General features: G+C 70.2%; 21 protein-coding genes. 6 read left to right on the top strand and 15 right to left on the bottom strand.

Annotated elements, in window-relative coordinates; genetic code table 11:
- The first annotated feature begins 385 nt into the window (after positions 1-385).
- Together AB0M63_RS32665 and AB0M63_RS32660 are read left to right on the top strand one after the other, a co-directional pair.
- Entirely contained in the window at positions 386-1333 is a 948-nt protein-coding gene (locus AB0M63_RS32665) for a terpene synthase family protein (protein WP_355906579.1), read from the top strand.
- A gap of 78 nt (positions 1334-1411) precedes the next feature.
- The gene (locus AB0M63_RS32660) at positions 1412-2353 is read left to right on the top strand and encodes an RluA family pseudouridine synthase (RefSeq protein WP_355906576.1); all 942 of its coding nucleotides are present in this window, start codon (positions 1412-1414) and stop codon (positions 2351-2353) included.
- Positions 2354-2368: 15 nt separating this feature from the next.
- On the opposite strand, the gene AB0M63_RS32655 is transcribed toward AB0M63_RS32660, so the two are convergent.
- The 6 genes from AB0M63_RS32655 to AB0M63_RS32630 form a co-directional block, all read right to left on the bottom strand.
- Positions 2369-3865: a cytochrome P450 gene (locus tag AB0M63_RS32655; RefSeq protein ID WP_366021908.1), complete on the bottom strand. Its 1497-nt coding sequence runs from the start codon at positions 3863-3865 to the stop codon at positions 2369-2371.
- A 58-nt stretch (positions 3866-3923) separates the two neighbouring features.
- The gene (locus AB0M63_RS32650; RefSeq protein WP_355906570.1) at positions 3924-4544 is read right to left on the bottom strand and encodes an ATP/GTP-binding protein; all 621 of its coding nucleotides are present in this window, start codon (positions 4542-4544) and stop codon (positions 3924-3926) included.
- Positions 4525-4941, bottom strand: a complete 417-nt coding sequence (locus AB0M63_RS32645) for a DUF742 domain-containing protein (RefSeq protein ID WP_366021907.1) — start codon at positions 4939-4941, stop codon at positions 4525-4527. Before AB0M63_RS32645 ends, AB0M63_RS32650 begins: the two co-directional genes overlap by 20 nt.
- Positions 4938-5345 carry a roadblock/LC7 domain-containing protein gene (locus AB0M63_RS32640; protein ID WP_355906564.1) on the bottom strand — a complete coding sequence of 136 codons (408 nt, stop codon included), beginning with the start codon at positions 5343-5345 and terminating at the stop codon, positions 4938-4940. Before AB0M63_RS32640 ends, AB0M63_RS32645 begins: the two co-directional genes overlap by 4 nt.
- Positions 5342-6928 carry an ATP-binding protein gene (locus AB0M63_RS32635; protein WP_355906561.1) on the bottom strand — a complete coding sequence of 529 codons (1587 nt, stop codon included), beginning with the start codon at positions 6926-6928 and terminating at the stop codon, positions 5342-5344. The genes AB0M63_RS32640 and AB0M63_RS32635 overlap by 4 nt, the downstream gene beginning before the upstream one ends.
- A gap of 283 nt (positions 6929-7211) precedes the next feature.
- Entirely contained in the window at positions 7212-7847 is a 636-nt protein-coding gene (locus tag AB0M63_RS32630; RefSeq protein ID WP_366021906.1) for a helix-turn-helix domain-containing protein, read from the bottom strand.
- A gap of 174 nt (positions 7848-8021) precedes the next feature.
- Between AB0M63_RS32630 and AB0M63_RS32625 the strand changes: the two genes are divergently transcribed.
- The 4 genes from AB0M63_RS32625 to atzF are packed head-to-tail and all read left to right on the top strand — an operon-like array spanning position 8022 to position 14651.
- The gene (locus AB0M63_RS32625) at positions 8022-8846 is read left to right on the top strand and encodes an urea amidolyase associated protein UAAP1 (RefSeq protein WP_355906554.1); all 825 of its coding nucleotides are present in this window, start codon (positions 8022-8024) and stop codon (positions 8844-8846) included.
- 14 nt (positions 8847-8860) lie between these two features.
- On the top strand, positions 8861-9460 hold the full coding sequence (locus tag AB0M63_RS32620; RefSeq protein ID WP_366021905.1) for an urea amidolyase associated protein UAAP2: 600 nt from the start codon (positions 8861-8863) through the stop codon (positions 9458-9460).
- Positions 9457-12978, top strand: a complete 3522-nt coding sequence (locus AB0M63_RS32615) for a 5-oxoprolinase/urea amidolyase family protein (RefSeq protein ID WP_366021904.1) — start codon at positions 9457-9459, stop codon at positions 12976-12978. The genes AB0M63_RS32620 and AB0M63_RS32615 overlap by 4 nt, the downstream gene beginning before the upstream one ends.
- A gap of 20 nt (positions 12979-12998) precedes the next feature.
- Positions 12999-14651, top strand: coding sequence for an allophanate hydrolase (gene atzF / locus AB0M63_RS32610; RefSeq protein WP_366021903.1), 1653 nt, complete (start codon positions 12999-13001; stop codon positions 14649-14651).
- A gap of 75 nt (positions 14652-14726) precedes the next feature.
- Here atzF and AB0M63_RS32605 read toward each other — a convergent pair whose 3' ends face one another.
- The 9 genes from AB0M63_RS32605 to AB0M63_RS32565 all read right to left on the bottom strand — a co-directional run bounded on the left by AB0M63_RS32605 (position 14727) and on the right by AB0M63_RS32565 (position 23355).
- A complete protein-coding gene (locus tag AB0M63_RS32605; RefSeq protein ID WP_355906545.1) occupies positions 14727-17591 on the bottom strand; it encodes a DEAD/DEAH box helicase in 2865 nt (954 codons plus the stop codon).
- A gap of 97 nt (positions 17592-17688) precedes the next feature.
- Entirely contained in the window at positions 17689-18648 is a 960-nt protein-coding gene (tatC, locus tag AB0M63_RS32600; protein ID WP_355906541.1) for a twin-arginine translocase subunit TatC, read from the bottom strand.
- 48 nt (positions 18649-18696) lie between these two features.
- Positions 18697-18978 carry a Sec-independent protein translocase subunit TatA gene (tatA, locus tag AB0M63_RS32595; RefSeq protein ID WP_355906538.1) on the bottom strand — a complete coding sequence of 94 codons (282 nt, stop codon included), beginning with the start codon at positions 18976-18978 and terminating at the stop codon, positions 18697-18699.
- A 261-nt stretch (positions 18979-19239) separates the two neighbouring features.
- Positions 19240-19434, bottom strand: coding sequence for a hypothetical protein (locus AB0M63_RS32590; RefSeq protein WP_355906535.1), 195 nt, complete (start codon positions 19432-19434; stop codon positions 19240-19242).
- A gap of 19 nt (positions 19435-19453) precedes the next feature.
- Positions 19454-19759: a hypothetical protein gene (locus AB0M63_RS32585; protein ID WP_355906532.1), complete on the bottom strand. Its 306-nt coding sequence runs from the start codon at positions 19757-19759 to the stop codon at positions 19454-19456.
- Positions 19756-20781 carry a WYL domain-containing protein gene (locus AB0M63_RS32580; RefSeq protein WP_355906529.1) on the bottom strand — a complete coding sequence of 342 codons (1026 nt, stop codon included), beginning with the start codon at positions 20779-20781 and terminating at the stop codon, positions 19756-19758. The genes AB0M63_RS32585 and AB0M63_RS32580 overlap by 4 nt, the downstream gene beginning before the upstream one ends.
- Positions 20782-20800: 19 nt before the next feature.
- Positions 20801-21754: a WYL domain-containing protein gene (locus tag AB0M63_RS32575; protein ID WP_366021902.1), complete on the bottom strand. Its 954-nt coding sequence runs from the start codon at positions 21752-21754 to the stop codon at positions 20801-20803.
- Positions 21755-21884: 130 nt separating this feature from the next.
- Entirely contained in the window at positions 21885-22256 is a 372-nt protein-coding gene (locus AB0M63_RS32570) for an FKBP-type peptidyl-prolyl cis-trans isomerase (protein WP_355906522.1), read from the bottom strand.
- A 91-nt stretch (positions 22257-22347) separates the two neighbouring features.
- Positions 22348-23355, bottom strand: a complete 1008-nt coding sequence (locus AB0M63_RS32565) for an FKBP-type peptidyl-prolyl cis-trans isomerase (RefSeq protein WP_355906519.1) — start codon at positions 23353-23355, stop codon at positions 22348-22350.
- Between the last annotated feature and the right edge of the window lie 25 nt (positions 23356-23380).

Below are 23380 nucleotides of genomic sequence, written 5' to 3'. Positions count from 1 at the left end.
GGAAGGCGGCCAGGGCGAGTTGACGGCATGAAAGAGTGCCGAGCCCGGCTCGTGGAGGTGCTGTCACGATGCATGCTAGGGCAGCCCTCACCGGTGTCCCAGAGGAACGGCTCTGGAGATCGAACCTGAGCGGTTGTACCGTATTAAGGTGCGAATCTGTCCGGGAAAGACAATCTTTTCACCGTTAGTGCATCCATTTGGATGTTCACTAAACGGGAGCACTCCGCGGCGGTGTCACCGCCCAACTCCGGCCGGAGGCCGCCGAGTCAGACACGCGACGCCGCGCCAGTGACCGCACTGTCCGGTTCCGGACTCCCCATGCTCCGCACCACAGGGAGATTCCCACTTCAAGACCGTCAGCTACTCATCGTGAGGGGACATCGCCATGCCGTCTCTTGAGCTCGACGTTCCGTTCGCCCTGCGGACAAACCCCAGGCTGGCGCAGGCCCTGCCAGAACATGTGCGGCGACTGCGGAGCTTCTGCCTGCCGGAGAAGGTCTACCTGGCACAGAAGTGCCCCGACATAGTCGGAGGCTGGTGGCCCGAGGCGAACGGAGAGGACCTGGACCTGGGACTGGACTTCTTCGCCTGGCTGTTCCTGGTCGACGACGCCTTCGACGGCCTCAACGCGCAGGACGCGGAGAAGCTGATCAAGACCTTCACCGGAGTCGTGGAGGGGGCCGGCGGCAACGGCGACGGCCGGGTCGACTTCTTCGCCGATGTCTGGGCCCGCCAGTGCGAGGGGATGTCGGCCCGCTACCGCAGGCGCGCGGCGGACAACTGGACCCGGGTCTTCGACGCCCTCCTGACGGAGGTCGTGAACATCGCGGAGAACCACTTCCCCACGATCGAGGAGTACCGCGACATCCGGTACCGGTCCGGATACATGCCTCCCATCCTCGACATGACCGAGCGCCTCCGCGGTTTCGAACTGACACCCGAGGTCCACGTCGATCCGGTGTTCCGGACCATGTACGACGCCAACGTGTGGTGCCTCAACCTGGTCGACGACCTGTTCTCGTTCGAGAAGGAGGCAGCTCAGGGCGAGCCCCACAACATGGTGCTCGTCGTCGAGCGTGAACGCGGTTGCTCCCGCGCCGAGGCGGTCGCCGCGGTGGTGTCCATGCTGGGCGCGCACGTCGCCGACTTCCTCGCGGCGGAAGCACAGTTGTCGTCCTCGCTGGAAGCCCGCGGTGTCTCCCTGACCGACCGGGCGAAGGCCTACGCATTCGTCGACGACCTGCGATCGAGCTGCGCGTCCTCCTACTACTGGTGCCGGAGTTCTCCTCGGTACACCGGGGAGATGGAGTGGCTGAGCTTCCGCGACGAGTGAGCCGGGACCGCTGACACCGGCCGGTGTCAGCAGCATCGCCTCGCCCCGCTGTCCGTGGCCCTCGTACCCTTGATCGTGATGAGACGCCGCACCCCGCCCCCGCCCTCTCCCCTGCCGCAGCGCGACGGGGTGGATCCGGTGCGGGTGCGGCTGCCCGCCGGGGAGGCGTGGCCGACCGTACGGGATCATCTGGTGGCGCGGCTCGCGGCCGGGGCCGGGGTGATCGACGGCATGCTCGACGCGGGGCGGATCGTGGACGTCACCGGCCGTCCGGTGCCGCGGGACATGGCCTATGTGCCGGGCATGTTCGTGTGGTTCCACCGGGACCTGCCCGACGAGGAGCGGGTGCCCTTTCCGGTCCGGGTCCTGTACCGGGACGACCACGTGGTGGTGGCCGACAAACCGCACTTCCTGGCCACCACACCGCGCGGCAGCCATGTGGCCGAGACCGCCCTCGCGCGGCTGCGCAGCCGGCTGTCCCTCCCGACGCTGAGCCCGGCACACCGACTGGACCGGCTGACGGCCGGGGTGGTGCTGTTCACCGTACGGCCCGAGGAACGCGGCACGTACCAGGCGCTGTTCCGCGACCGGCGGGTGGCGAAGGAGTACGAGGCCGTGGCGCCGTACGACCCCGGACTGGTCCTGCCCCGCACCGTGCGCAGCCGGATCGTCAAGGAGCGCGGGGTCCTGGCGGCCCGCGAGGTCGACGGCGAGCCCAACGCCGTCAGCCGGGTCGAGTTGCTGGAGCACCGCGACGGGCGGGCCCGGTACCGGCTGACTCCGAGTACCGGGCAGACCCACCAACTGAGGGTGCACATGAGCTCGTTGGGGGTGCCGATCCTCGGCGATCCCCTCTATCCGGTGGTCATCGACCCCGTGCCGGCCGGCGACTTCCGGCGACCGCTCCAACTGCTGGCGCGTGTCCTGGAGTTCACCGATCCGGTCACGGGACTCGAGCACCGGTTCGTCAGCCCGCGGGTGCTGCGGGCCTGGCCGTCGTACGAGGAGTGGGCGGGGTGACCCCACCCGGTCGGCTCACTCGCCGCGCCACCAGCGCAGCATGCGCTGGAACACGCCCGGCCGGCGGGCCGGTTCGGACAGCGGCGGCGCAGTGGACGCCTGTGCGGGCTCGTCGGCCGGGACGGCGGGTGCCGGGGCCGTGGGCCGTGCCTGCTCCGAACTGATCTGCCAGTTGTCCGGGCGCTGCCGCGGCAGCGGGTTGATGGAGGGCCGCTCCGTGACGTCCTGTTGGGCCTTCGGCGCGAACTTCACCGGCAGCTCCACCAGGTGCCGGTTGGAGATGGACTGACGCCAGCTCAGTTCGTCCTCGGGGCAGGCGAGTTGGATGTCCGGAACGCGGGTCAGCAGTGCGTCGACGCCGACGTCCGCGATGGCGCGGCCGATGTCCTGGCCCGGGCACTCGTGGGGGCCGCCGCTGAAGGCGAGGTGCGAGCGGTTGCCCTGCATGTTGGCCTCGAGATCGGGACGGACGCGCGGGTCGACGTTGCCCGGCGCGATGCCCAGGAGGAGGCCGTCGCCCTTGCGGATGCGCTGGCCGCCCAACTCGGTGTCCTGCTTGGCGAAGTAGCCCAGGATGGTGCTGAACGGCGGCTCGTCCCACAGGGACTGCTCGACCGCCTCGGGCACCGTCATCTGGCCGCCGTTGAGCTGGGCACGGAACCCCGGGTCGGTGAGCACCACCCGCAGGACGTTGGCGAGGAGGTTGGCGGTGCTCTCGTAGGCGACGACCAGGACGACGCGCAGGTGCTCGGCGACCTCCAGGTCGCTGAGCCCCGCCGGGTGGTTGATCAGATGGCTGGTGAAGTCGTCCTGGGGTTCGGCCCGGCGGCGCACGGTGAGCCGCATCAGGACGTCCATGATGTAGTCGTTGCTGGCGATGGCGGTCTCGGTGCCCTTGAGCAGGTCGCGCGCGGCGTGCACGATCCGGTCGCCGTACTCCTCGGGCATGCCGACGATCTCGCACAGCACCGCCATCGGCAGGTACTCGCAGAACTGGCTGACCAGGTCGGCCGTGCCCTTCTCGCAGAACTTGTTGACGAGGCGCTGCGTCGCGCGGTTGCTGTAGCGGCGGATGCCCCGGTGGTCGATGGTCGAGATGGCGGCCATGACCGCGCCGCGCAGCCGCAGATGCTCGTCGCCCTCGGCGAAGCAGGCGATGGGCTGCCAGGCGAGGTGCGGCATGAGCGGGTGGTCGGGCTTGATCGTGCCGTCCTGGAGGGAGGTCCACGTCCGGGTGTCCCGGCAGTACTGCGAGGGGGTGCTCACCATGTGCAGGTTCTCGCCATGGCCCAGCACCACCCAGATCGGCACGTCCTGGTGCAGCAACGCGGGGGCCACCGCCCCGTGTTCGGCGCGGAGTCGCTCGTACACGGCCGCGAGGTCCGCCGCCTCGGGGCCGTACAGCCGGTGCAGTCCCCCGGGACCGAGCCCGAGGCCGTGCGCCGGGCAGCCGGGGGGTGGATCGAGCCTCGTGTCGTCGGTACTGGTCGGGGAGTGGTGTTCAGGAGTCACGTTGATCGCTCCGAAACTGAAATAGGTCCGGTGTCTGGGGAGTTGGGTCGGACACGGGTCAGGTGAGTGAGCCCGTCATCGCGAGGGAGTGCAGGAAGCGCATCAGCGTCATCAGGACGTCCCGGCTGGAGGCGCGGCGCCGCGCGTCGCACTCGATGATCGGGATGTCCGGGGACAGGTCGAGCGCCGTGCGCAGGTCCTCGACGGGGTAACGCGGGCCGTCCGGGAAGGAGTTGACGGCGATCACGAACGGCACCCCGCGCTCCTCCAGCCGCCCTATGACGTCGAAGCTGACCTCCAGGCGGCGGGTGTCGATCAGCACCACCGCGCCGAGCGCCCCTTCGAACAGCCCGTTCCACAGGAACCAGAAGCGTTCCTGGCCGGGAGTGCCGAAGAGGTACAGCACCAACTGGTCGGTGATGCTGATCCGGCCGAAGTCCATGGCGACGGTGGTGGCCGTCTTGGTGTCCGAGCCGTAGTTGTCGTCGACTCCGACGCCGGCCTGCGTCATGGTCTCCTCGGTGGTCAGCGGCCTGATCTCGCTGACCGAACCGACCATGGTCGTCTTGCCGACCCCGAAGCCACCGACGATCACGATCTTCACCGCGGCCTGGGCCGTGTGCGGGAGATGGTCCTCGGACCGTGGACCCGTGATGGTGTCAGAGCTTTTGAAGTCCATGCATCACCGCTTCGAGGAGGGAACGGTCGGGCAGCGCCTGGCGGACGATCGGGGCGCGCGCCTGCACCAGTTCGGCCGCCAGCAACCCGGTGAGCAGGACGGTCACCACGCTGTACGGCAGATTGAGGTAGGCCGACAGTTCGGCCACGGACAGGGGGGCGATACAGAGCCGGAGCAGCGCCGCCTGCTCCGGTGTGGCGGACTGCGGCGCGTCGGCGCGCGCCACGATTAACGTCACCAGGTCGAGCTCGGCGCGGTCGCCGTCCTCGGCCGCGCCGGTGAGCACGTACAACCGCTCCGGGATCTTTCCCTCGCCCTGTTTCCCGCTCTGTTGGCCGGCGGGTTTCGGCGGCGGTGCTTCTTGGGGGAGTCGCCGCTGGCGTTTCGGAGGAGTCATACGGTCTGCCCGTTGCGCCTCGGCGGGCTGGTGAGATGGGCGCCGATTCTGACCACGAGGTCGCGCATGCGGTTGCTCATCAGACCGGGCTCGGCGACCACGTCGGACAGCACGGCGAGGTAGGCGTTGGCGCCCGCCGCCATGAGGTAGAAGTAGCCGCCGTTGATCTCGATGATGACCATCTTCATCCGGCCGTCGCTGCTCGGGATCTCGGAGGCGACGGCACCCGCCAGGCTCTGCAGTCCCGCGCACGCGGCGGCGACGCGGTCGGCGGCGTCCGGGTCGCCGCCGTAGCGGGCGATGCGCAGGCCGTCGGCGGAGAGCACCACGATCTGCTGGATACCGGGTACTCCGTCGGCGAGGTCCTTGAGCATCCAGTCGAAGTTGGCTCGCTGCTGGATCACTTGAGATCCCCCTCGTCGTCGGCCTCGACACGGGCCGGCTCGGTCTTCTGGGTGAATGCGGTCGGGTCCGGGTCACCCTTGAGGCCGTTCATGAACGCCTCGACCCACAGGCCCGGTTCGGGTTCTTCCTTGGGCTCCGGCTCGGGCACGGGCGGCCCCCAGGCGGAGCGGGCCTCGCGTGCGGCGGCCTCGGCGCGCTCGGCGGCGGCCTGTTCGGCGTAGCGCTGGGCAAGCGGGATCTTGACCCGGCTGCGGCGCTGCGGCAGGCCGCCCGCCGTCCACTCGGTGACCTCGGGGACGTCGTCCTCCATGCTCACCGAGGCCGGGATGCGCGGGCTGGTGGGGCGGCGGCGCTTGATCGTGCGCTTGGGACCGTCGACCGCGCCGAGCTCCGCCTTGGGCAGGGCGGTGGCGCCGATGCCGTGGGCGAGGCCGGGCGCGGTGCCGGTGGTGAGCATCTCGCTCGGCACGATGAGCACGGCGCGGACCCCGCCGTAGGCCGAGGCACGCAGCGAGATCTGCATGTTGTACGCCGCGCAGAGGCGGCCCACGACGGCGAGGCCCAGGCGTGGGGTCTCGCCCAGGTCCTGGAGGTCGGTGCCGGCCATGGCCCGCTCCAGCATGCCTTCGGCACGGGCCCTGGACTCCTCGCTGAGGCTGACGCCGCCGTCCTCGATCTCGATGGCGACACCGGTCTGCACCTCGACGGCGGTGACGTGCACCTTGGTCTGCGGGGGCGAGTAGCGGGTGGCGTTGTCGAGGAGTTCGGCGCAGGCGTGGATGACCGGTTCCACCGAGACACCGTGGACGTTGACCTTGGCGATGGAGTCAAGCGAGATGCGCCGGTACTCCAGGATGCGGGACATCGCGCCGCGCAGCACGCTGTACAGCGGTACGGGTTCGGGCCACTGGCGTCCGGGGCGGCCGCCGCCGAGCACGGAGATGGAGTCGGCGAGCCGGCCGATCAGCGCGGTGCCGTGGTCGATGCGCAGCAGGTCGTCGAAGACCTCGGGGTTGCGGCCGTGATCCTCCTCCATCTCGCGGAGTTCCTTGGCCTGTTGGTGGACGATGGCCTGAACGCGCCGGGCGATGCTGACGAAGGAGCGCTGCGCGGAGTCGCGCATGATCTCCTCGCGCTCCACGATGCCGAGTACGGTCCTCAGCAATTGGCGCTGCTGTTCGGGAAGTTGATGCCACTCGGGATCGGCGTCGACGACTTGGCGAATCACCTCTGCGGGGGATTCTCCGCCGCCGAGCCGGTACAGCGCGGCGGGCAGGATCTCCTCGCCGAAGCGGACCATCTCCTGGTCCTGGTCGGCGATCCGCCGTTGCAGATACTCGGCGTGACGGTCATGTCGAACGCGTTGGTCGCGGAGGGTGCGCCCGCGACGTACCGCTTCGGCGGCCGTGGCGATCACCAGGAGCGTGGCCACGGCCCCGCAGCAGCCGACGGCCAGCCGGGCCGACCCCGCCACCAGGGCGACGGCGGCTCCGGTCGCCGCGGCCATCACTATGGCCGGCAGCAACAGCACGCGCGCGTAGGGAAGTTCACGGCCACCGGGAGGCGATTGAACACTCACCATGTATGCCCTCTGAGACAGGTCGGCTGGGGGAATGGGGGGAGCTTCTGTATCTTTTGCATGTTTGGGAACAAGCGCACGAATACAGGCTAACTCGGTGCGCTGCGGGCGAGCTTAGTCCGACCGGATCATCGCCGTGTCATATTCGGCAAGCCCCTGAAAAGGGACACAAAGGAGGAGTACTCTCGGCCCATTTACACGCTGCGCACCCATTCGAACACGACACGTAACGGCGTACGGGCATACGAAAATCACTCACCGTAAGGAGTGAGGCCGCGGTTCCGGATCAGATTCCGGCGATGCGCAGCGCGGCGTCGGCCGTGGCCTCCGCGAAGGCGGACACCGGGCGCTCGGGGTCGGAGCGGTGCACGAGGATGACACCCTCGATCAGCCCGAACAGCAGATCCGTGCGCAGCTCCAACTCGCTCTTGGCGAGCGCCCCGCCGGCGGCGGTCGCGGCGAGCAACTGCCGGTAGGCGTCCTTGAGTTCGGCGCGTACGGCATGGAAGCCGGCGAAACGCTCGGCGCGCACCTCGGGCAGCAGATAGAGCCCGCCGAGGTTGTGCGAGCCGCCACAGAGCAGCTCGACGTCGGTCCGGCACAGCTCCCACAGCCGGCCCTCGGCCGGGACGGTGTCGTCGGCGAGGAGGTCCCGGGCGCAGGTCAGCGAGGGCGTGACCGTGGACTCCAGGAGGTCCGCGAGCAGTTCCTCCTTGCCCGAGACGTAGTGGTACATGGACGCCTGCCGCATGCCCGCGCGCTCGGCGACGGCCCGGGTGGTGGTGGCCGCGTAGCCCCGGGTGGTGAACAACTCCGCGGCGGCACGGAGGAGTTCGTCACGCGGGGACAGTCCGCTGTCCGGCCGCCGCTCGGCCCGCGGCCTGCCGACCCGGCGACCCCCCTGTGCACCTGTCGTCCCCATGCGTTCGATCCTCGCACACGGCCCCGCACGGCAAACGCCCGGCGATCTTCGTGAGGGCTCGGTAACCGACCGGCAACACCCGGGCAATCGCGACGACCCGGCCGCCTCCTAATTTCTGTCGAGCGACAGAAATGTCGTACGACCGAGATGTCCCCGCAGCCGGAGGTCCCCGCGATGGCGACAGCGACCACTTACGGAGCCCGCGCCCACGCCCGCGCCCAGGAGGGCAGGAGGGCCGAGGCCATGCCCGTCGTCCCGGCCGGCGACTGGCCGGCACCCCCCTGCGAGGCGGGCCACCTGGTGTGGGCCGAGACGGTCGCGGGCGGCAACTACACCCACCGCGTCCTGGCCCGCGGCACCGAACTCCGCCTGACCGACCTGCGCGGCGACGCCTGCGCCCATCTGCTCCTGTACGCGGCCGACCGCCCCTGGGAGCGGCTGAACGTCGCCGACACGGTCAAGGTCCAGTGGAACGCCTACCTGGGCGAGGGCGGGCTCCTCCTCTCCGACCAGGGCCGCGTCCTGGCCACCCTCGTCGCCGACACCTCGGGCCACCACGACGCGCTGTGCGGCACCTCCACCCTCGCCCGCAACACCGGGCGCTACGGCGACGGCACCCCGCAGTCCGACTCCCCCGCCGGCCGCGAACTCTTCAAGCTGGCCGCCGCCAAGAACGGCCTCGAACCCCGCGACCTCCCGCCCTCGCTCTCCTTCTTCCAGGGCGTCGCGGTCCTCGACGACGGCTCCCTCGACTTCACCGGCTCGGCCGGCCCCGGCGGCAGCGTGACCCTGCGCGCCGAGCAGGACGTGACCGTACTGATCGCGAACGTGCCGCACCCGGCCGATCCGCGCGAGGACTACGTCAGCACCCCGCTGGAGGTCCTCGCCTGGCGCGCCGAGGCCACCGCGCCCGGCGACCCGCTGTGGGAGGCCACCCCCGAAGGCCGCCGCGCCTTCCTCAACACCACCGAATTCCTTGCCGCGAGGGGGCTCATATGAAGACCGGTGCCCGTATGAAGACCACGACAGTCCCGGCACGCGCCGCCTGGTCCGCCGTCGTCCGCACGGGCGAGACGCTCACCATCACCGACCTGCACGGCAACCAGGCCGTCGACTTCCTCGTCTACGACGCCCACGACACGACGGTCCGCTACAGCGCCCCCGACACCCTCCAGGCCCAGGGCAACCTCTTCCTGACCACGGGCAGTGTGCTCATGTCCAACGAGCACACGCCGCTGATGACCGTCACCGACGACGAGGTGGGCCGGCACGACACCGTCGGCGGCGCCTGCTCCAAGGAGTCGAACACCCTGCGCTACGGCCATCACACCTGGGCGCAGCACGCGTGCGTGGACAACTTCCTCGCCGAGGGCGCCAAGTACGGCCTCGGCAAACGGGACCTGGTCTCGAACATCAACTGGTACATGAACGTGCCGGTCGAGAAGGACGGCACCCTCGGCATCGTCGACGGCCTCTCCGCACCGGGCCTGAAGCTGACCCTGCGCGCCGAACGCGACGTCCTGGTGCTGGTCTCCAACTGCCCCCAGATCAACAACCCTTGCAACGGCTTCGAGCCGACGGCCGTGGAGATGACGATCGGGGTTCCCGAATGACCTTCGACACGCTGCTGATCGCCAACCGGGGCGAGATCGCCGTCCGTGTCATCCGCACCGCCCGTGAACTCGGCCTGCGCACGGTCGCGGTGTACTCCGACGCCGACCGCTCGGCGCCCCATGTCCGGCTCGCCGACGAGGCGGTACGGCTCGGCCCGGCGCCCGCGAAGGAGTCGTACCTCGACGCCGACCTGGTGCTGAAGGCGGCCAAGGACACGGGCGCGGGCGCGATCCACCCCGGCTACGGCTTCCTCTCCGAGGACGCGGCCTTCGCCCGGCGCTGCGAGGACGCCGGGATCGTGTTCGTGGGCCCGACGCCCGGGCAACTGGAGCTGTTCGGCGCGAAGCACACGGCACGGGCGGCGGCCGAGGCTGCGGGCGTACAACTGGCGCCGGGCACAGGCCTGTTGGCGGACCTGGACGAGGCACTCGCCCAGGCCGGGCCGATCGGCTACCCGGTCATGCTCAAGGCGACCGGCGGAGGCGGCGGCATCGGTATGTCGGCCTGCCACTCCGCCGAGGAACTGACCGAGGCCTGGGAGCGGGTGCAGCGTGTCGCCGCCGCCTCCTTCTCCTCCGCCGGAGTCTTCCTGGAACGCCTCGTCGAACACGCCCGCCACATCGAGGTACAGGTCTTCGGCGACGGCGAGGGCACGGTCGTCACCTTCGGCGACCGCGACTGCTCCCTCCAGCGCCGCAACCAGAAGGTGGTGGAGGAGGCCCCCGCACCGGGACTCCCCGTGCGCATCCGTCAGCAACTCGCGCGGTCCGCCCGCGACTTGTGCGCCTCGGTCGGCTACCGCTCCGCCGGGACCGTCGAGTTCGTCTACGACGCGCGGCGCGAGGAGGCCTACTTCCTGGAGGTCAACACCCGTCTCCAGGTGGAACACCCGGTCACCGAGGAGGTCTACGGCGTCGACCTCGTCGCCTGGATGCTGCGCCTGGCCCGTGGCGAGCGGGACATCGTCCGCGACCCGGGCAGCCCGCGCGGTCACGCCGTCGAAGCTCGCGTCTACGCCGAGGACCCCTCCCGCGAACACCGGCCCAGCGCGGGCCTGTTGACCCGGGTCGAGTTCCCGCAGGGTGTGCGCGTCGACGGCTGGGTGGAGACCGGCACCGAGGTGACGACGTCGTACGACCCGATGCTCGCGAAGGTGATCGCGTACGGACCGGACCGCGCCCAGGCGCTCCGCCGCCTCGACGAGGCGCTGGCCCGCACCCGCGTGGACGGCATCGAGACGAACCTGGGCCTGGTCCGGGCGGCGCTCGCCGAACCGGAGTTCCTGGCGGCCCGCCACTCCACGGCGACCCTCGCCGGCGTCACCGACCCCACTCCCCGCATCGAGATCGTCTCCGGCGGCACCCTCACCACCGTGCAGGACTGGCCCGGCCGCACCGGCTACTGGCAGGTCGGCGTCCCCCCGTGCGGCCCGATGGACGACCTCTCCTTCCGCCTCGGCAACCGCGCGCTCGGCAACGCGGACGGCACCCCCGGCCTCGAATGCACCCTCCAAGGGCCGGCGTTGAGGTTCACCCACGCCACCACCGTGTGTGTGACGGGCGCACCGGCGCCGGTGACCGTCGACGGCGCACCGGTCCCTCAGTGGGAACCGGTGACGGTACCTCCGGGCGCTCTCCTGGAGATCGGCGCACCGGACCGACACGGCCTGCGGACCTATGTGTTGGTGGCAGGCGGCCTGGACGTGCCCGCCTTCCTCGGCAGCGCGAGCACCTTCACGCTGGGCCGGTTCGGCGGTCACGGCGGCCGGGCGCTGCGCACCGGTGACGTCCTGCACGGCGGCACGGTCGCCGAGGGCGCGCCGGTACCGGCCGCCGACCGCCCGGTCTTCGGCGCCGTATGGGACGTGGCGGCGGCCGAAGGCCCGCACGCGGCACCGGAGTTCTTCACCGAGGACGACATCCGCGACTTCTACGCCGCCGACTGGAACGTCCACTTCAACTCGGCGCGCACGGGCGTCCGGCTGGTCGGCCCCAAGCCGCGCTGGGCCCGCTCCGACGGCGGCGAGGCCGGCCTGCACCCGTCCAACATCCACGACACCCCGTACTCGGTCGGCGCCGTCGACTACACGGGCGACATGCCGGTCCTGCTCGGCCCCGACGGCCCGTCCCTCGGCGGCTTCGTCTGCCCGGCAACGGTAGTCAGCCAAGAGCGTTGGAAACTGGGCCAGTTCAGGCCCGGCGACACGGTCCGCTTCCGCCCGGTGAACGTCGACGGCTCGCCCCGCCCAGCCATCGTGGACGGCGGAATCCTGGCCCGGGACGGCGACGTCACCTTCCGCCGCAGCGGCGACGACAACCTGCTGGTCGAATTCGGGCCCATGCAACTGGACTTGGCGCTACGCATGCGCGTCCACGCCCTGATGGAGTCGATCACCGAGGCCGACCTCGACGGCGTCACCGACCTGACCCCGGGCATCCGCTCCCTCCAGATCCGAACGGACCCGCGCCGCCTGCCCCAACCCGAACTCCTCACCGCCGTACGGGAGATAGCGGCGTCCCTCCCGCCCACCGACCAACTGATCGTCCCCTCCCGCACGGTCCACCTCCCCCTCTCCTGGGACGACCCGGCGACCCGCGAGGCCATCGCCCGCTACATGGCCGGCGTCCGCGACGACGCCCCCTGGTGCCCCTGGAACATCGAGTTCATCCGCCGCGTCAACGGCCTGGACTCGGTGCGGGACGTCTACGACACGGTCTTCGACGCCGAATACCTCGTACTGGGCCTGGGAGACGTCTACTTGGGCGCCCCGGTGGCCACCCCCCTGGACCCGCGCCACCGCCTGGTCACCACCAAGTACAACCCGGCCCGTACCTGGACGGCCGAGAACTCGGTCGGTATCGGCGGGGCCTACCTCTGCGTCTACGGCATGGAGGGCCCCGGCGGCTACCAGTTCGTGGGCCGTACGACCCAGGTGTGGTCGGGCTGGCAGCAGCGCGGCGCCTTCGAGCCGGGCTCACCGTGGCTGCTGCGCTTCTTCGACCGCATCAAGTGGTACCCGGTGGAGGCCGACGAACTCCTGGAACTCCGGGCCGACATCACCTCCGGCCGCTTCGTCCCGCGCATCGAGGAGGGCACGTTCTCGCTCGCCGAGTACGAGGCGTTTCTCGCCGAACACGCCGATTCCATCGGGGAGTTCAGGTCCCGCCAGCAGGCCGCGTTCGGCGCGGAGCGCGACGCCTGGGAGGCGGCGGGCGAGTTCACCCGGGCGGAGGCGGCGGCCACCCCGGCACCGCCGCGGGCCGAGGTGACGGTCCCGGCGGGCGGACGGCTGGTGGAGGCCGAATTCGCCGCGTCCGTATGGCAGTTGAACGTCGAGCCCGGCGACGAGGTCACCGTGGGCCAGCCCCTCCTGGCCCTGGAGGCGATGAAGATGGAGTCCAGAGTGCACGCGCCCATGACCGGCGTGGTGACCGAGATCCTGACCAGGCCCGGCGACCAGGTGGAAGCGGGCACGGCGTTGCTCGTCCTCGCCCCCGCAAGCCGAACCGCAGCCTGAACCGCAAGGAGCAACAAGAGATGTCGACCACCGTGTCCCGAGTCCGCGCCGCCTACGCCCGCATCGAGGCGGTGGACCGCCCCGAGATCTGGATCGACCTGCGCCCGCAGTCGGACGTCGAGTCCGAGGCGCGGGCGATCGACGAGCGACTGGCGGCGGGCGAGCAACTACCCCTCGCGGGACGCCTGTTCGCGGCCAAGGGCAACATAGACGTACACGGCCTTCCGACGACGGCGGGCTGCCCGGCGTACGCCTACGAACCGGACGCGGACGCCCCGGCCGTCGCCCGCCTCCGCGCGGCGGGCGCGATCGCGCTCGGCACCACGAACCTCGACCAGTTCGCCACAGGCCTGGTCGGCACCCGCTCCCCGTACGGCGCGGTCCGCAATGCCCATGACCCGGCCCGGATCAGCGGCGGCTCCAGCGCCGGTTCCGCCGTCGCCGTGGCCCTCGGCATCGTCGACCTCGCACTCGGCACCGACACGGCGGGCTCCGGCCGGGTCCCCGCCGCCTTCAACGGCATCGTCGGCCTCAAGCCCACCCGAGGCCTGGTCCCGACGGCCGGCGTGGTCCCGGCCTGCGCCTCGATCGACTGCGTGACGGTCTTCGCCCGCACCCTCCCCGAGGCCGGGCAGGCCCTGTCCTTCCTGACCTCCCCAACGGACCGCGACCTCCCGCCCCTCCCCCAACGCGCCCCCGGCCCCTGGCGCATCGCGGTCCCGCCACGCGATCAGTTGGGCGAACTGGACGCGGGGTGGGCGGAGGCCTACGAGGCGGCGGTAAGCCGATTCAGGACGGCAGGCTGTGAGATCCGCACCCTCGACCTCACCCCCTTCACGGAAGCGGCGGCGATGCTCTACCAGGGGGCATTCGTCGCCGAGCGCTACACGGCGGTGGGAAGCTTTATCGACAAGGCGATCGCAGACGGTGCGTCGGACCTGGACCCCACAGTCGCCGGCATCATCACTCGGGCCCGGGACATCCCGGCCCACCGGCTGTACGCCGACCAAGACCACCTGGCCACCCTCCGCACCCGCGCTCTCGCCGAACTGGCCGACGCGGACGCCCTGTTGCTCCCCACCACACCGGGCCACCCCACGCTGTCCGAGGTAGCGGCCGATCCCCTGGGGGCGAACGCCCGCCTGGGCCGCTTCACCAACTCCACGAACCTCTTCGACCTGGCGGCGGTGGCAGTCCCCGCAGGCGAGGTGAACGCACTCCCCTTCGGCGTGATGCTGATCGGCCCGGCCTTCACGGACGACCGCCTGGCGCGAATCGCCAGGGACCTGAACCCACCGGTCCAACTGGCAGTGGTGGGCGCCCATTTGACGGGCCAGCCCCTGAACCCCCAACTCCTGTCCCTGGGCGCCCGCTTGGACCGCACGACCACAACGGCCCCCCTCTACCGCTTGCACGCCCTCGCAACCACCCCACCCAAGCCAGGCCTGGTCCACGTGGGCGAGGGCGGCGCGGAGATCGAGACGGAGGTGTGGCAACTCCCGGCAGAGGGCTTGGGCAGACTGCTGGCGGCCCTCCCCCGCCCGATGACGCTGGGGAGCGTGGAGTTGGCGGACGGCACGAGGGTGCCGGGCTTCCTGTGTGAACCAGGGGCGCTGGCGGACGCAGAGGACATCACCGGGTACGGCGCCTGGCGAACGTACCTGAACCGATAGTTTTTTCAGGGGCGCGGGGCTGTGACATATGCGGCTCCGCCGCGTGGGCGCACCTAGCTACAGCGAACCCGCACCTCACCCCACCGACGAGTACGCCACAACCCCCCGCAGCAACAACTCAACAGCCTTACGCGCATTCTTGGCCACGGTCGAGGAAGCCTCCCCACCAGAAACCGGCGCCGCCGCCGAAATCTGCCCGAGCACATCGATCACCTGCTTGCACCACCGAACAAAGTCCCCGGCCGGCATCTCCACCTCCCGCAGCACCTCGTCCAGCCCCTTCCCACTGGCCCACATGTACGCGGCCCAGGCGAAGCCGAGATCAGGCTCCCGCTGCCCGACCCCCTCGGTCTGCGTGATCCGGAAATCCTCCTCCAGGGCGTCGAGACGTCCCCAGATCCGCACCATCTCCCCCAGCGCGGCCTTGGCCTTGCCGGAGGGCACCTTGGGCGTCGTGGCGTCGTCGCTGACGCGCGCCTCGAAGACCAACGCCGAGACGCACGCGGCGAGTTCGGCAGGGGCGAGCCCCTCCCACACACCCTCCCGCAGACACTCACTCGCCAGCAGATCAAGCTCGCCGTAGAGCCGGGCCAGCCGCTTGCCGTGCTCGGTGACCTCGTCTCCGCGCAGATAGTCCAGTTCGGTCAGCAGGGCGACGATACGGTCGAAGGTCCGGGCGATCGTGTTGGTCCGCCCCTCGATGCGCCGCTCCAACTGCGAGGTGTCCCGCAGCAGCCGGTGGTACCGCTCGGCCCAACGGGCGTGGTCCTCACGGTCGGTGCAGCCGTGACACGGATGTGCCCGGATCGCCGTACGCAGGCGTGAGATCTCGCGGTCGTCGGCGGCCTGCGAGCGCTGCTTGCGGGCCCGCTCCGGCGGGATGTGCCCGGCCTTGGTGCGCAGCGCGGAGGCCAGGTCCCGACGGGACTGCGGGGAACGGGCGTTGAAGGACTTCGGGATCCGCATCCGGTCCAAGGCCTCCACGGGCACCGGGAAGTCCATCGACGCGAGCCGCTTGACCTGCCGCTCGGCCGTCAGGACCAGCGGACGCGGCCCGTCGTGCTGCTCGAAGCCGCGATGGCCGTTCGACCGTCCGGCGGGCAGTCCCGGGTCCAACACCAGTGCCAGACCAGCGTACTTGCCGGTCGGGACATGGATGATGTCCCCCGGCTTGAGCTTCTCCAGCGCTACGGCGGACTCGGCCCGCCGTAGCGCCACGCCCTGCCGGGCGAGCTCGGTCTCGCGGTCCTTGAGCTCGCGGCGCAGCCGCATGTAGTCGTCGAAGTCGCCCAAGTGGCAGGTCATGGAGTCCTTGTAGCCCTCCAGGCCCTCCTCGTTGCGCTGCACCTGCCGCGAGATCCCGACGACCGACTTGTCCGCCTGGAACTGCGCGAAGGACGTCTCCAGCAGCTCGCGCGACCGGTGCCGCCCGAACTGGTCGACGAGGTTGACCGCCATGTTGTACGACGGCTTGAAGCTGGAGCGCAGCGGATAGGTGCGGGTGCCGGCCAGTCCCGCGAGGTGCTCGGGGCTGATCCCACGCTGCCACAGCACCACGGCGTGGCCCTCGACGTCGATGCCGCGGCGGCCGGCCCGGCCGGTCAACTGGGTGTACTCGCCGGGGGTGATGTCGGCGTGCTGCTCGCCGTTCCACTTGACGAGCTTCTCCAACACCACCGAGCGCGCGGGCATGTTGATGCCGAGCGCCAGGGTCTCGGTGGCGAACACGGCCTTCACGAGCCCGCGCAGGAACAACTCCTCGACGACCTCCTTGAACGTCGGCAGCATGCCCGCGTGGTGGGCCGCGATGCCGCGCTCCAGGCCTTCGAGCCACTCGTAGTAGCCCAGGACGTGCAGGTCCTCGTTCGGGATGGAGGCGGTGCGCTCCTCGACCAGGGCGCGCACCTTCTCCCGCGCCTCGTCGTCGTTGAGCCGCAGCCCGGCGTACAGACACTGCTGTACGGCGGCCTCGCAGGCGGCGCGGCTGAAGATGAACGTGATGGCGGGGAGCAGGTCTTCGGCGTCGAGCCGTTCGATGACCTCGGGGCGGCCCGGTGTCCACACACGCGAGCGCTGTCGCCGGTCGCGCTCCCGGTCGGCCTCGCGCATGGCGCGGCCGCGTCTGCGGTCCTGGTACGACGGGCGCTGGGCCTCCATGCGGGCCAGGCGGGTGAGGTCGGGGTTGACGGCCTTCTTGTTGCCCTCGCCCTCCTCGAACAGGTCGTACATGCGGCGTCCGGCGAGCACGTGCTGGAACAGCGGCACCGGACGGTGCTCGGAGACGATCACCTCGGTGTCGCCGCGGACGGTGTCGAGCCAGTCGCCGAACTCCTCGGCGTTCGACACCGTCGCCGACAGGGACACCAGGGTCACCGACTCGGGGAGGTGGATGATCACCTCTTCCCATACGGCGCCGCGGAAGCGGTCGGAGAGGTAGTGCACCTCGTCCATGACCACGTATCCGAGGCCGAGGAGGGTCTGCGAACCGGCGTACAGCATGTTCCGCAGGACCTCAGTGGTCATGACGACCACCGGTGCCTCGGAGTTGACGCTGTTGTCGCCGGTGAGCAGGCCGACCTTGTCCGCGCCGTAACGGCGGCACAGGTCGGCGTACTTCTGGTTCGACAGTGCCTTGATGGGGGTCGTGTAGAAGCACTTCTTGCCCTGCTGGAGGGCGAGGTGGACGGCGAACTCGCCGACGATCGTCTTGCCGGAGCCGGTGGGCGCCGCGACCAGCACGCCCTTCCCCGCTTCGAGCGCCTGGCAGGCCTCGATCTGGAAGGGGTCGAGACCGAAGTCGTACATCTCGCGGAAGTCCGCGAGCGCGGTGGCCTGCTCGGCTGCCCGCAGGCGGGCTGCCGCGTACCGCTCGGCCGGGGAGAGGTCCTCTGTCATCGTGCTTTCGAGCGTACCGGGCCCCACTGACAACAGGACGATCATTATCCGTTCCCGAGGACCTCACACACGCCGTACACACACGGAGACCGGCCGCCCGCGGTGCGGGAACGGCCGGTCTCGGCGGAGATCGGGGTGGCGATCAGGTCACGTCGTCATAGCCGTTGACCCGGTCCGAACCCGTGCCGCCCGCCTGCTCGGGCAGGGCTGCCCGGCCGGCCGAGACGGCTTCGACATCGCCGATGTCCTCGGGGGTGAGATCCAGGTCGGAGGCCTCGTCGTCGTCCGGTCCCTCCGCGTCCCGACGCCGCTTGCGCCGGTCGTTGAGCAGGGAGAAGACGACCGCGCCGAAGTACAGCACCCAGATCGGGCCGGCCAGCGCCAGCATGGTCAGCGGGTCGGTGCTGGGGGTGGCGACGGCCGCGAAGACCGTGATGCCGAGGATCATGGCGCGCCACCAGCCGAGCATCCGCTTGCCGGTCAGCGCACCCGTGAGGTTGAGCATGATCAGCAGCAGTGGCAGCTCGAAGGAGAGGCCGAAGACGAGCACCATGCGCGTGACCAGGTCGAGCAGGTCGTCCAACGGCAGCAGGTTGTTGACGTCCTTCGGCGTGAAGCCGATCAGGACCTTCGCCGTGGTGGGCAGTACCCGGTAGGCGAAGTAGGCGCCGCCGAGGAAAAGGGGGACGCCGGTGCCGACGAAGGAGAGCGCGTACTTCTTCTCGTTCTTGTGCAGACCCGGGGCGACGAAGCCCCAGAGCTGGTACAGCCAGACCGGGGAGGCCAGGACGACGCCGGCCATCAGGGACACCTTCAACGCCAGCGTGAACGGCGTCAGCAGACCGTTGATCGTGATCTGCGCGCACTGGGTCTTGTCCGTCGACTTCGACAGCTGCTCGAAGTTCTGGGTGCAACCGACCGAGTGCAGGATCGGCTTGGTGATGATGTTGACGATGTCGTTGTAGTAGAAGGCGGCCACGCAGGTCACCACGATGATGGCGAGCATCGCCTTCGCGAGCCGGTTGCGCAGCTCACGCAGATGGTCCGCGAGGGGCATCCGCCCCTCGGGGTCCTTCTCCTTCTTTCGGGCGGGCTTAGGCAACCCACGTCCTCATCTCGTGCGGCAGGCCGGGGGCGTCCCGGCCCTGCGTCAGCGCTTGGTCGTGTCCGACGGCTCGGTGACGGGGCGCGAGCTGGTCACGTCGCCGGGGGCGGCCTGGATGGTGCGCTGCACGGACTCGTCGGTGTTCGGCGGGCCGGCGGGGGCGGGGGTGCTGTTGCCCTCTTCCTTCATCGCCTTGGCTTCGCTCTTGAGGATGCGAGCGGACTTGCCGAGGGAGCGGGCCATGTCCGGAAGCTTCTTCGCGCCGAACAGAAGCACGATGACGACGAGGATGAGAATGATCTCGGGAGCTCCGAGCCTTCCGAACATAAGTCTTTACCTTCTCACCGAGGCGGCTGGGGTGTGGGTGCTGTCCGATCGGTCGGACATGTGTCCGATCTATCGTGCTGACAGCGATCGTAACGCTCAGGGGTAAACGTGAGGCAATCCCCGTGCGTACTCCCGGTCCGCGCTCCGGGCCTCGTTATCCGGACCGCGACCAGCAGCGTACCTGGCCCCACCGACAACGTGACAGGGCAAAGTGACGCGAAGCGCATGAGGCGCGGAACTCACACCCCGCCCATATGTGACTCACAGTGCGTCCACGGAACGGGCCGTCGCGACGGCCGCCCGCTCCAGGTCCTCGGCCGCCCTGTTGATGCGCCGCGCCGAGTCCGTGACCTGGAGTCCGAGCCGCCGCGCCTCCAGGAAGACCCGGACGGCAAGGACGCCGAGCACGGCGAGACCCAGAAAACCCACAGCTACCGCGACCATCGCCCAGAACATGGGGCGAGCCTAGACCCTGCTACCCGACGGAGGTCAGCCGCAGGGTCCGGACCCCGCCGCCGGTGAGCAGTTCGACGATCCGCTCGCCCGCGGGCTTGCGGACCGCGGCGCCGCAGTCGGGGCAGGTGAAGGAGTAGAAGGTGGTGCGGCTGGTGGCGCCGATGGCGAGGCGCAGGGCGCTCGCCGCCAGTTCGAAATTGCCCCGGCAGTCCGGGCAGCCCGCTCTGAACAGCACGGGCACCACGCTCTTCATCCCGGCGAACGCGGCGGCCACCGTCATCCCCTGGACACCCGACTGGACACCCGACACCGTCGACTCACTCACAGCTCTTGCTCCTGCCTGTCGCCAACACCGTGCACACCGTCAACCACGCTCTGCGGTCCGTCGTAGGCCGCCAATGCCTCGCGCGCGGCCCTGCGGGCGCTGTCGGCGAGGTCGCTCGGCGAGACGATCCGGCCGTCGCGCCCGAGCCGCAGGGCCAGGCGTCGCAGGGACGCCGGGTCGGGGGTGCGCAGAGTAATACGCAGCCCGCCGTCGGGAAGCTCATCGGCACTGTCGTGCGGGTAGTACTCGGCGACCCAGCGCCCGCCCGGACCGACCTCCACCACGACCTCCGGGTCCTCGGCGGCGGGCTGCACCAGCGCCTCCGAGAGGTCCCGCAGTTCGATCTCGGGCGGGGCGGACGGCTCGTCGAGGATCTTGATCTCGGCGACCCGGTCGAGCCGGAAGGTGCGGCGCGCCTCGGAGCGCCGGCACCAGGCCTCCACATACGTATGCCCGACGCTGACCAGGCGGATGGGGTCGATCTCGCGCTCGCTCAACTCGTCACGAGCGGGCGAGTAGTAGCGGATCCACAGGCGGCGGCGCTCCGAGATGGCCCGGTCGACGTCCGCGAAGACACCGCCCTCGGACTCGAAGGTCACCGACAGCCGCGCGCTGGCACCGGCCGCCTCTCCGGCCGCCGCCTCCAGCTTGGCGTTGGCCCGCAGCAGTGCCAGCCGGTCGCTCTCGCGCAGGCCCGGCAGTGTGGACACCGCGCGGGCGGCCACCAGCAGCGCGGTCGCCTCGTCGGCGGCCAGCCGCAGCGGCTCGGCGACGTCGTCCGGGTTGTGCCACCAGATGCGCTCGCCGTCGGTGTCGATGTCGAGCAGGTCACCGCCCCGGAAGCTGGTCCCGCACATGGGCAGCACGTCGAGGTCGGAGACCAGCTCGTCCTCGGTGATCCCGAAGGCGCGGGCGACGTCCTCGACACGGGCTCCGGGGCGCTCCTTCAGATAGGTCACCAGGGAGAGCATCCGCCGGGTCTGGTCGATGGCGTTGACGGGCCTGACCGGTTTGCCTGCCACAGTTCTCTTCCGCTCCCCCTCAGCCCTTGGCCACGGCACGCAGCCGGTCCACCACGTCGGCCCGCAGCTCGGCCGGCTCCAGCACGACGACGTCGGGCCCGAACTCCACCAGCCAGGCGTCCAGCCCGTGGCCGTACGGAATCTCCAACTCGTCCCAGCCGTCCCCGAGTTCCCGAACCGCCGTGGCCTTCGCCCGCAAGGGGTACCCGGAGCCCGAGCGCAGCCGGATCAGCGCGGAGCGGTCGGCGGTCTCCCCCGCCCAGCTCGCGACGGTCTCGCGCACGGTCACGACATCGGGCACGTCGGCGGTGAACCGCCCGTTGCGGGAGCGCACCTTGCCGGTGATCCGGGAGAGCCGGAAGACCCGCTCGGCACCCCGGTCCCGGTCCCAGCCGGCCAGGTACCAGTGGCCGCGCCAGCACTCCAGGGCCCAGGGTTCGACACTGCGGGTCTCGGGGCGGGCGGCGGTGGCCTTGCGGTACTCGAACACGACGGGCCTGCGGTCGCGGCAGGCCAGCATCAGCGGCTCGAAGGACGCCTCGTGCACCGGAATGCGCGGCTCCAGGGCGCCATGGGGCTCGTACGGGTCGAGGTCCTCGGGCATCCCGGCCGCGCGCAGCTTCTGCAGGGCGCCGCTGGCGGCGCCGGCGAGCCGGGCCTGCTGCCACACCTTGGCGGCGAGTCCGAGCGCGGCGGCCTCCTCGGCGTCGAGGGTGACGGGCGGCAGGCGGTTGCTGTCGCGGCGGGCTAGATAGCCGACCTCTCCGTCCAGGTTCTCCACCGTCTCGATGACCAGCCCGAGTTCGCGCAGATCGTCCTTGTCGCGCTCGAACATCCGGTTGAAGGAGTCGTCGCTGCCCGCTTCGAGATAGGCCTCGATGGATTCACGCAGCTCACGCTTGCTGAGCGGCCGCCGCGTCCCGAGCAGACACAGCGCGAGGTTCATCAGCCGCTCGGCCTTGGCAATGGCCATCGACGCCCTTCGCCTTCCTATGTGCTTACGAACGATGACCGTACCGCCCCATGACGGCCTGGCAAAAGCCGAGGGCCCATGCCCGAACAGGCATGGGCCCCAGGTGATCGGGTCCGGTCGGATCCGGTGATCAGACGGCGACGAGGTCGACCACGAAGATCAGGGTCTCGCCCGGCTTGATCGCCGGGGTCGGGCTCTGGTTGCCGTAGGCGAGGTGCGCCGGGATGGTCAGCTGGCGACGGCCGCCGACCTTCATGCCCTGCACGCCCTGGTCCCAGCCCTTGATGACACGGCCGCCGCCGAGGGGGAACTTGAACGGGGTGCCGCGGTTCCAGCTCGCGTCGAACTCCTCGCCGGTGCTGAAGGCCACGCCCACGTAGTGGACGGTGACGTTCTGGCCCGCCTGCGCGACGGCGCCGTCACCCTCCCACAGGTCCTTGATCTCCAGGTCGGCCGGGGGCTCGCCGCCCGGGAAGTCGATCTCGGGCTTCTCGATGCTCACGTCTCTAGCTCCTGCTTGTGTACGACAAGGCAACTCGGACAGTCTCGCATCCCGGCAGGCGTAGCGCGCCGGGACGTCTTCACCCGTGGGGCTACATCGCCGCCAGGATGTCGACCGTGAACACCAGCGTGTCGCCCTTCTTGATGGCACCGCCGCTCGGCGGGGTGTCGCCGTAGGCCAGGGCCGGCGGCGCGACGATCAGGACGCGGCTGCCGACCTTCTTGCCGGTGACGCCCTGGGCCAGTCCCTTGACGATCGACTCCATCTGGGAGATCGCGAACTGGCTCAACCGCCCCTGCGTGTACGTCGATTCGAACTCCTTGCCGGTGTTCCAGACCACGCCCTTGAACTGGCACAGGATCGTCTGCGAGGCCTTGACGACGGCTCCGTCGCCCTCCAGGACGTAGTTCGACACCAGCTTCTTCGGCGGGTCCGACTTGGGGACGGTGACCGAGGGGGCCTTGCCGTCGGTGTTCGTGCCGACCTTGGGCAGCGCGGCGTCGGACTGCGCGACGGTCGTGCCCTTGGCGGAGCTCTTGATGTTGAAGGCGTCCTGCACATCGATCACGAAGACCAGCGTGTCGGTGCCCTTGATGCCCGCCTGGCTGTTGCCCGACGTGCCGTACCCCCAGGTCGGCGGGATGGCCATCTCGACGCGGCTGCCGACCTTCCTGCCCGCGAGGCCGTAGCGCCAGCCGTCGATGATGCTGCCCTGGGCGAGCTGGATGACCAACGGCGCCTTGCGGTCGTAGGAGTTGTCGAAGACCTTCGCCGTCGACCAGATCTGGCCGAGGTAGTTGACCTGGACGAAGTCGCCCTCGGCGACGGCCTTCCCGCCGCCCGCGATGACCGTCTTGACCGCGAGGTTCTTCGACGGATCGCCGGTGCCCTTCGCGACGGTCGGCTTCTCGTCGAACTTCGTGCCCGCCGTGATCGCCGGAACCGGCCCGTCCACCAGCTTGGGCGGCGGCACCGACGAGGCCGAGGCGGACGGCGACGGCGACGCACTGGCCTTGCTTGAGGAGGAATCGCTGTCACCGCACCCCGCGACCGTCACGAGTCCTGCGGGAACAGCGATGAGAAGGGAGCGTCGGCGCACGGTGAAGGCCTCGTAATCGGTCGAT

Source organism: Streptomyces sp. NPDC051576, assembly GCF_040681835.1.
GTDB lineage: Bacteria > Actinomycetota > Actinomycetes > Streptomycetales > Streptomycetaceae > Streptomyces.
Note: the sequence above shows the minus strand (reverse complement) of the source record. Positions and strands in the feature narration are given on the sequence as shown.

Coding starts and splice junctions, on each gene's coding strand:
- AB0M63_RS32665 (WP_355906579.1), top strand. CDS start 386: ATGCCGTCTCTTGAGCTCGACGTTCCGTTCGCCCTGCGGACAAACCCC.
- tatA (WP_355906538.1), bottom strand. CDS start 18,978: ATGTTCGGAAGGCTCGGAGCTCCCGAGATCATTCTCATCCTCGTCGTC.
- AB0M63_RS32615 (WP_366021904.1), top strand. CDS start 9,457: ATGACCTTCGACACGCTGCTGATCGCCAACCGGGGCGAGATCGCCGTC.
- AB0M63_RS32650 (WP_355906570.1), bottom strand. CDS start 4,544: ATGGACTTCAAAAGCTCTGACACCATCACGGGTCCACGGTCCGAGGAC.
- AB0M63_RS32645 (WP_366021907.1), bottom strand. CDS start 4,941: ATGACTCCTCCGAAACGCCAGCGGCGACTCCCCCAAGAAGCACCGCCG.
- AB0M63_RS32660 (WP_355906576.1), top strand. CDS start 1,412: ATGAGACGCCGCACCCCGCCCCCGCCCTCTCCCCTGCCGCAGCGCGAC.
- AB0M63_RS32590 (WP_355906535.1), bottom strand. CDS start 19,434: ATGTTCTGGGCGATGGTCGCGGTAGCTGTGGGTTTTCTGGGTCTCGCC.
- AB0M63_RS32605 (WP_355906545.1), bottom strand. CDS start 17,591: ATGATCGTCCTGTTGTCAGTGGGGCCCGGTACGCTCGAAAGCACGATG.
- AB0M63_RS32625 (WP_355906554.1), top strand. CDS start 8,022: ATGGCGACAGCGACCACTTACGGAGCCCGCGCCCACGCCCGCGCCCAG.
- atzF (WP_366021903.1), top strand. CDS start 12,999: ATGTCGACCACCGTGTCCCGAGTCCGCGCCGCCTACGCCCGCATCGAG.
- AB0M63_RS32575 (WP_366021902.1), bottom strand. CDS start 21,754: ATGGCCATTGCCAAGGCCGAGCGGCTGATGAACCTCGCGCTGTGTCTG.
- AB0M63_RS32630 (WP_366021906.1), bottom strand. CDS start 7,847: ATGGGGACGACAGGTGCACAGGGGGGTCGCCGGGTCGGCAGGCCGCGG.
- AB0M63_RS32635 (WP_355906561.1), bottom strand. CDS start 6,928: ATGGTGAGTGTTCAATCGCCTCCCGGTGGCCGTGAACTTCCCTACGCG.
- AB0M63_RS32620 (WP_366021905.1), top strand. CDS start 8,861: ATGAAGACCACGACAGTCCCGGCACGCGCCGCCTGGTCCGCCGTCGTC.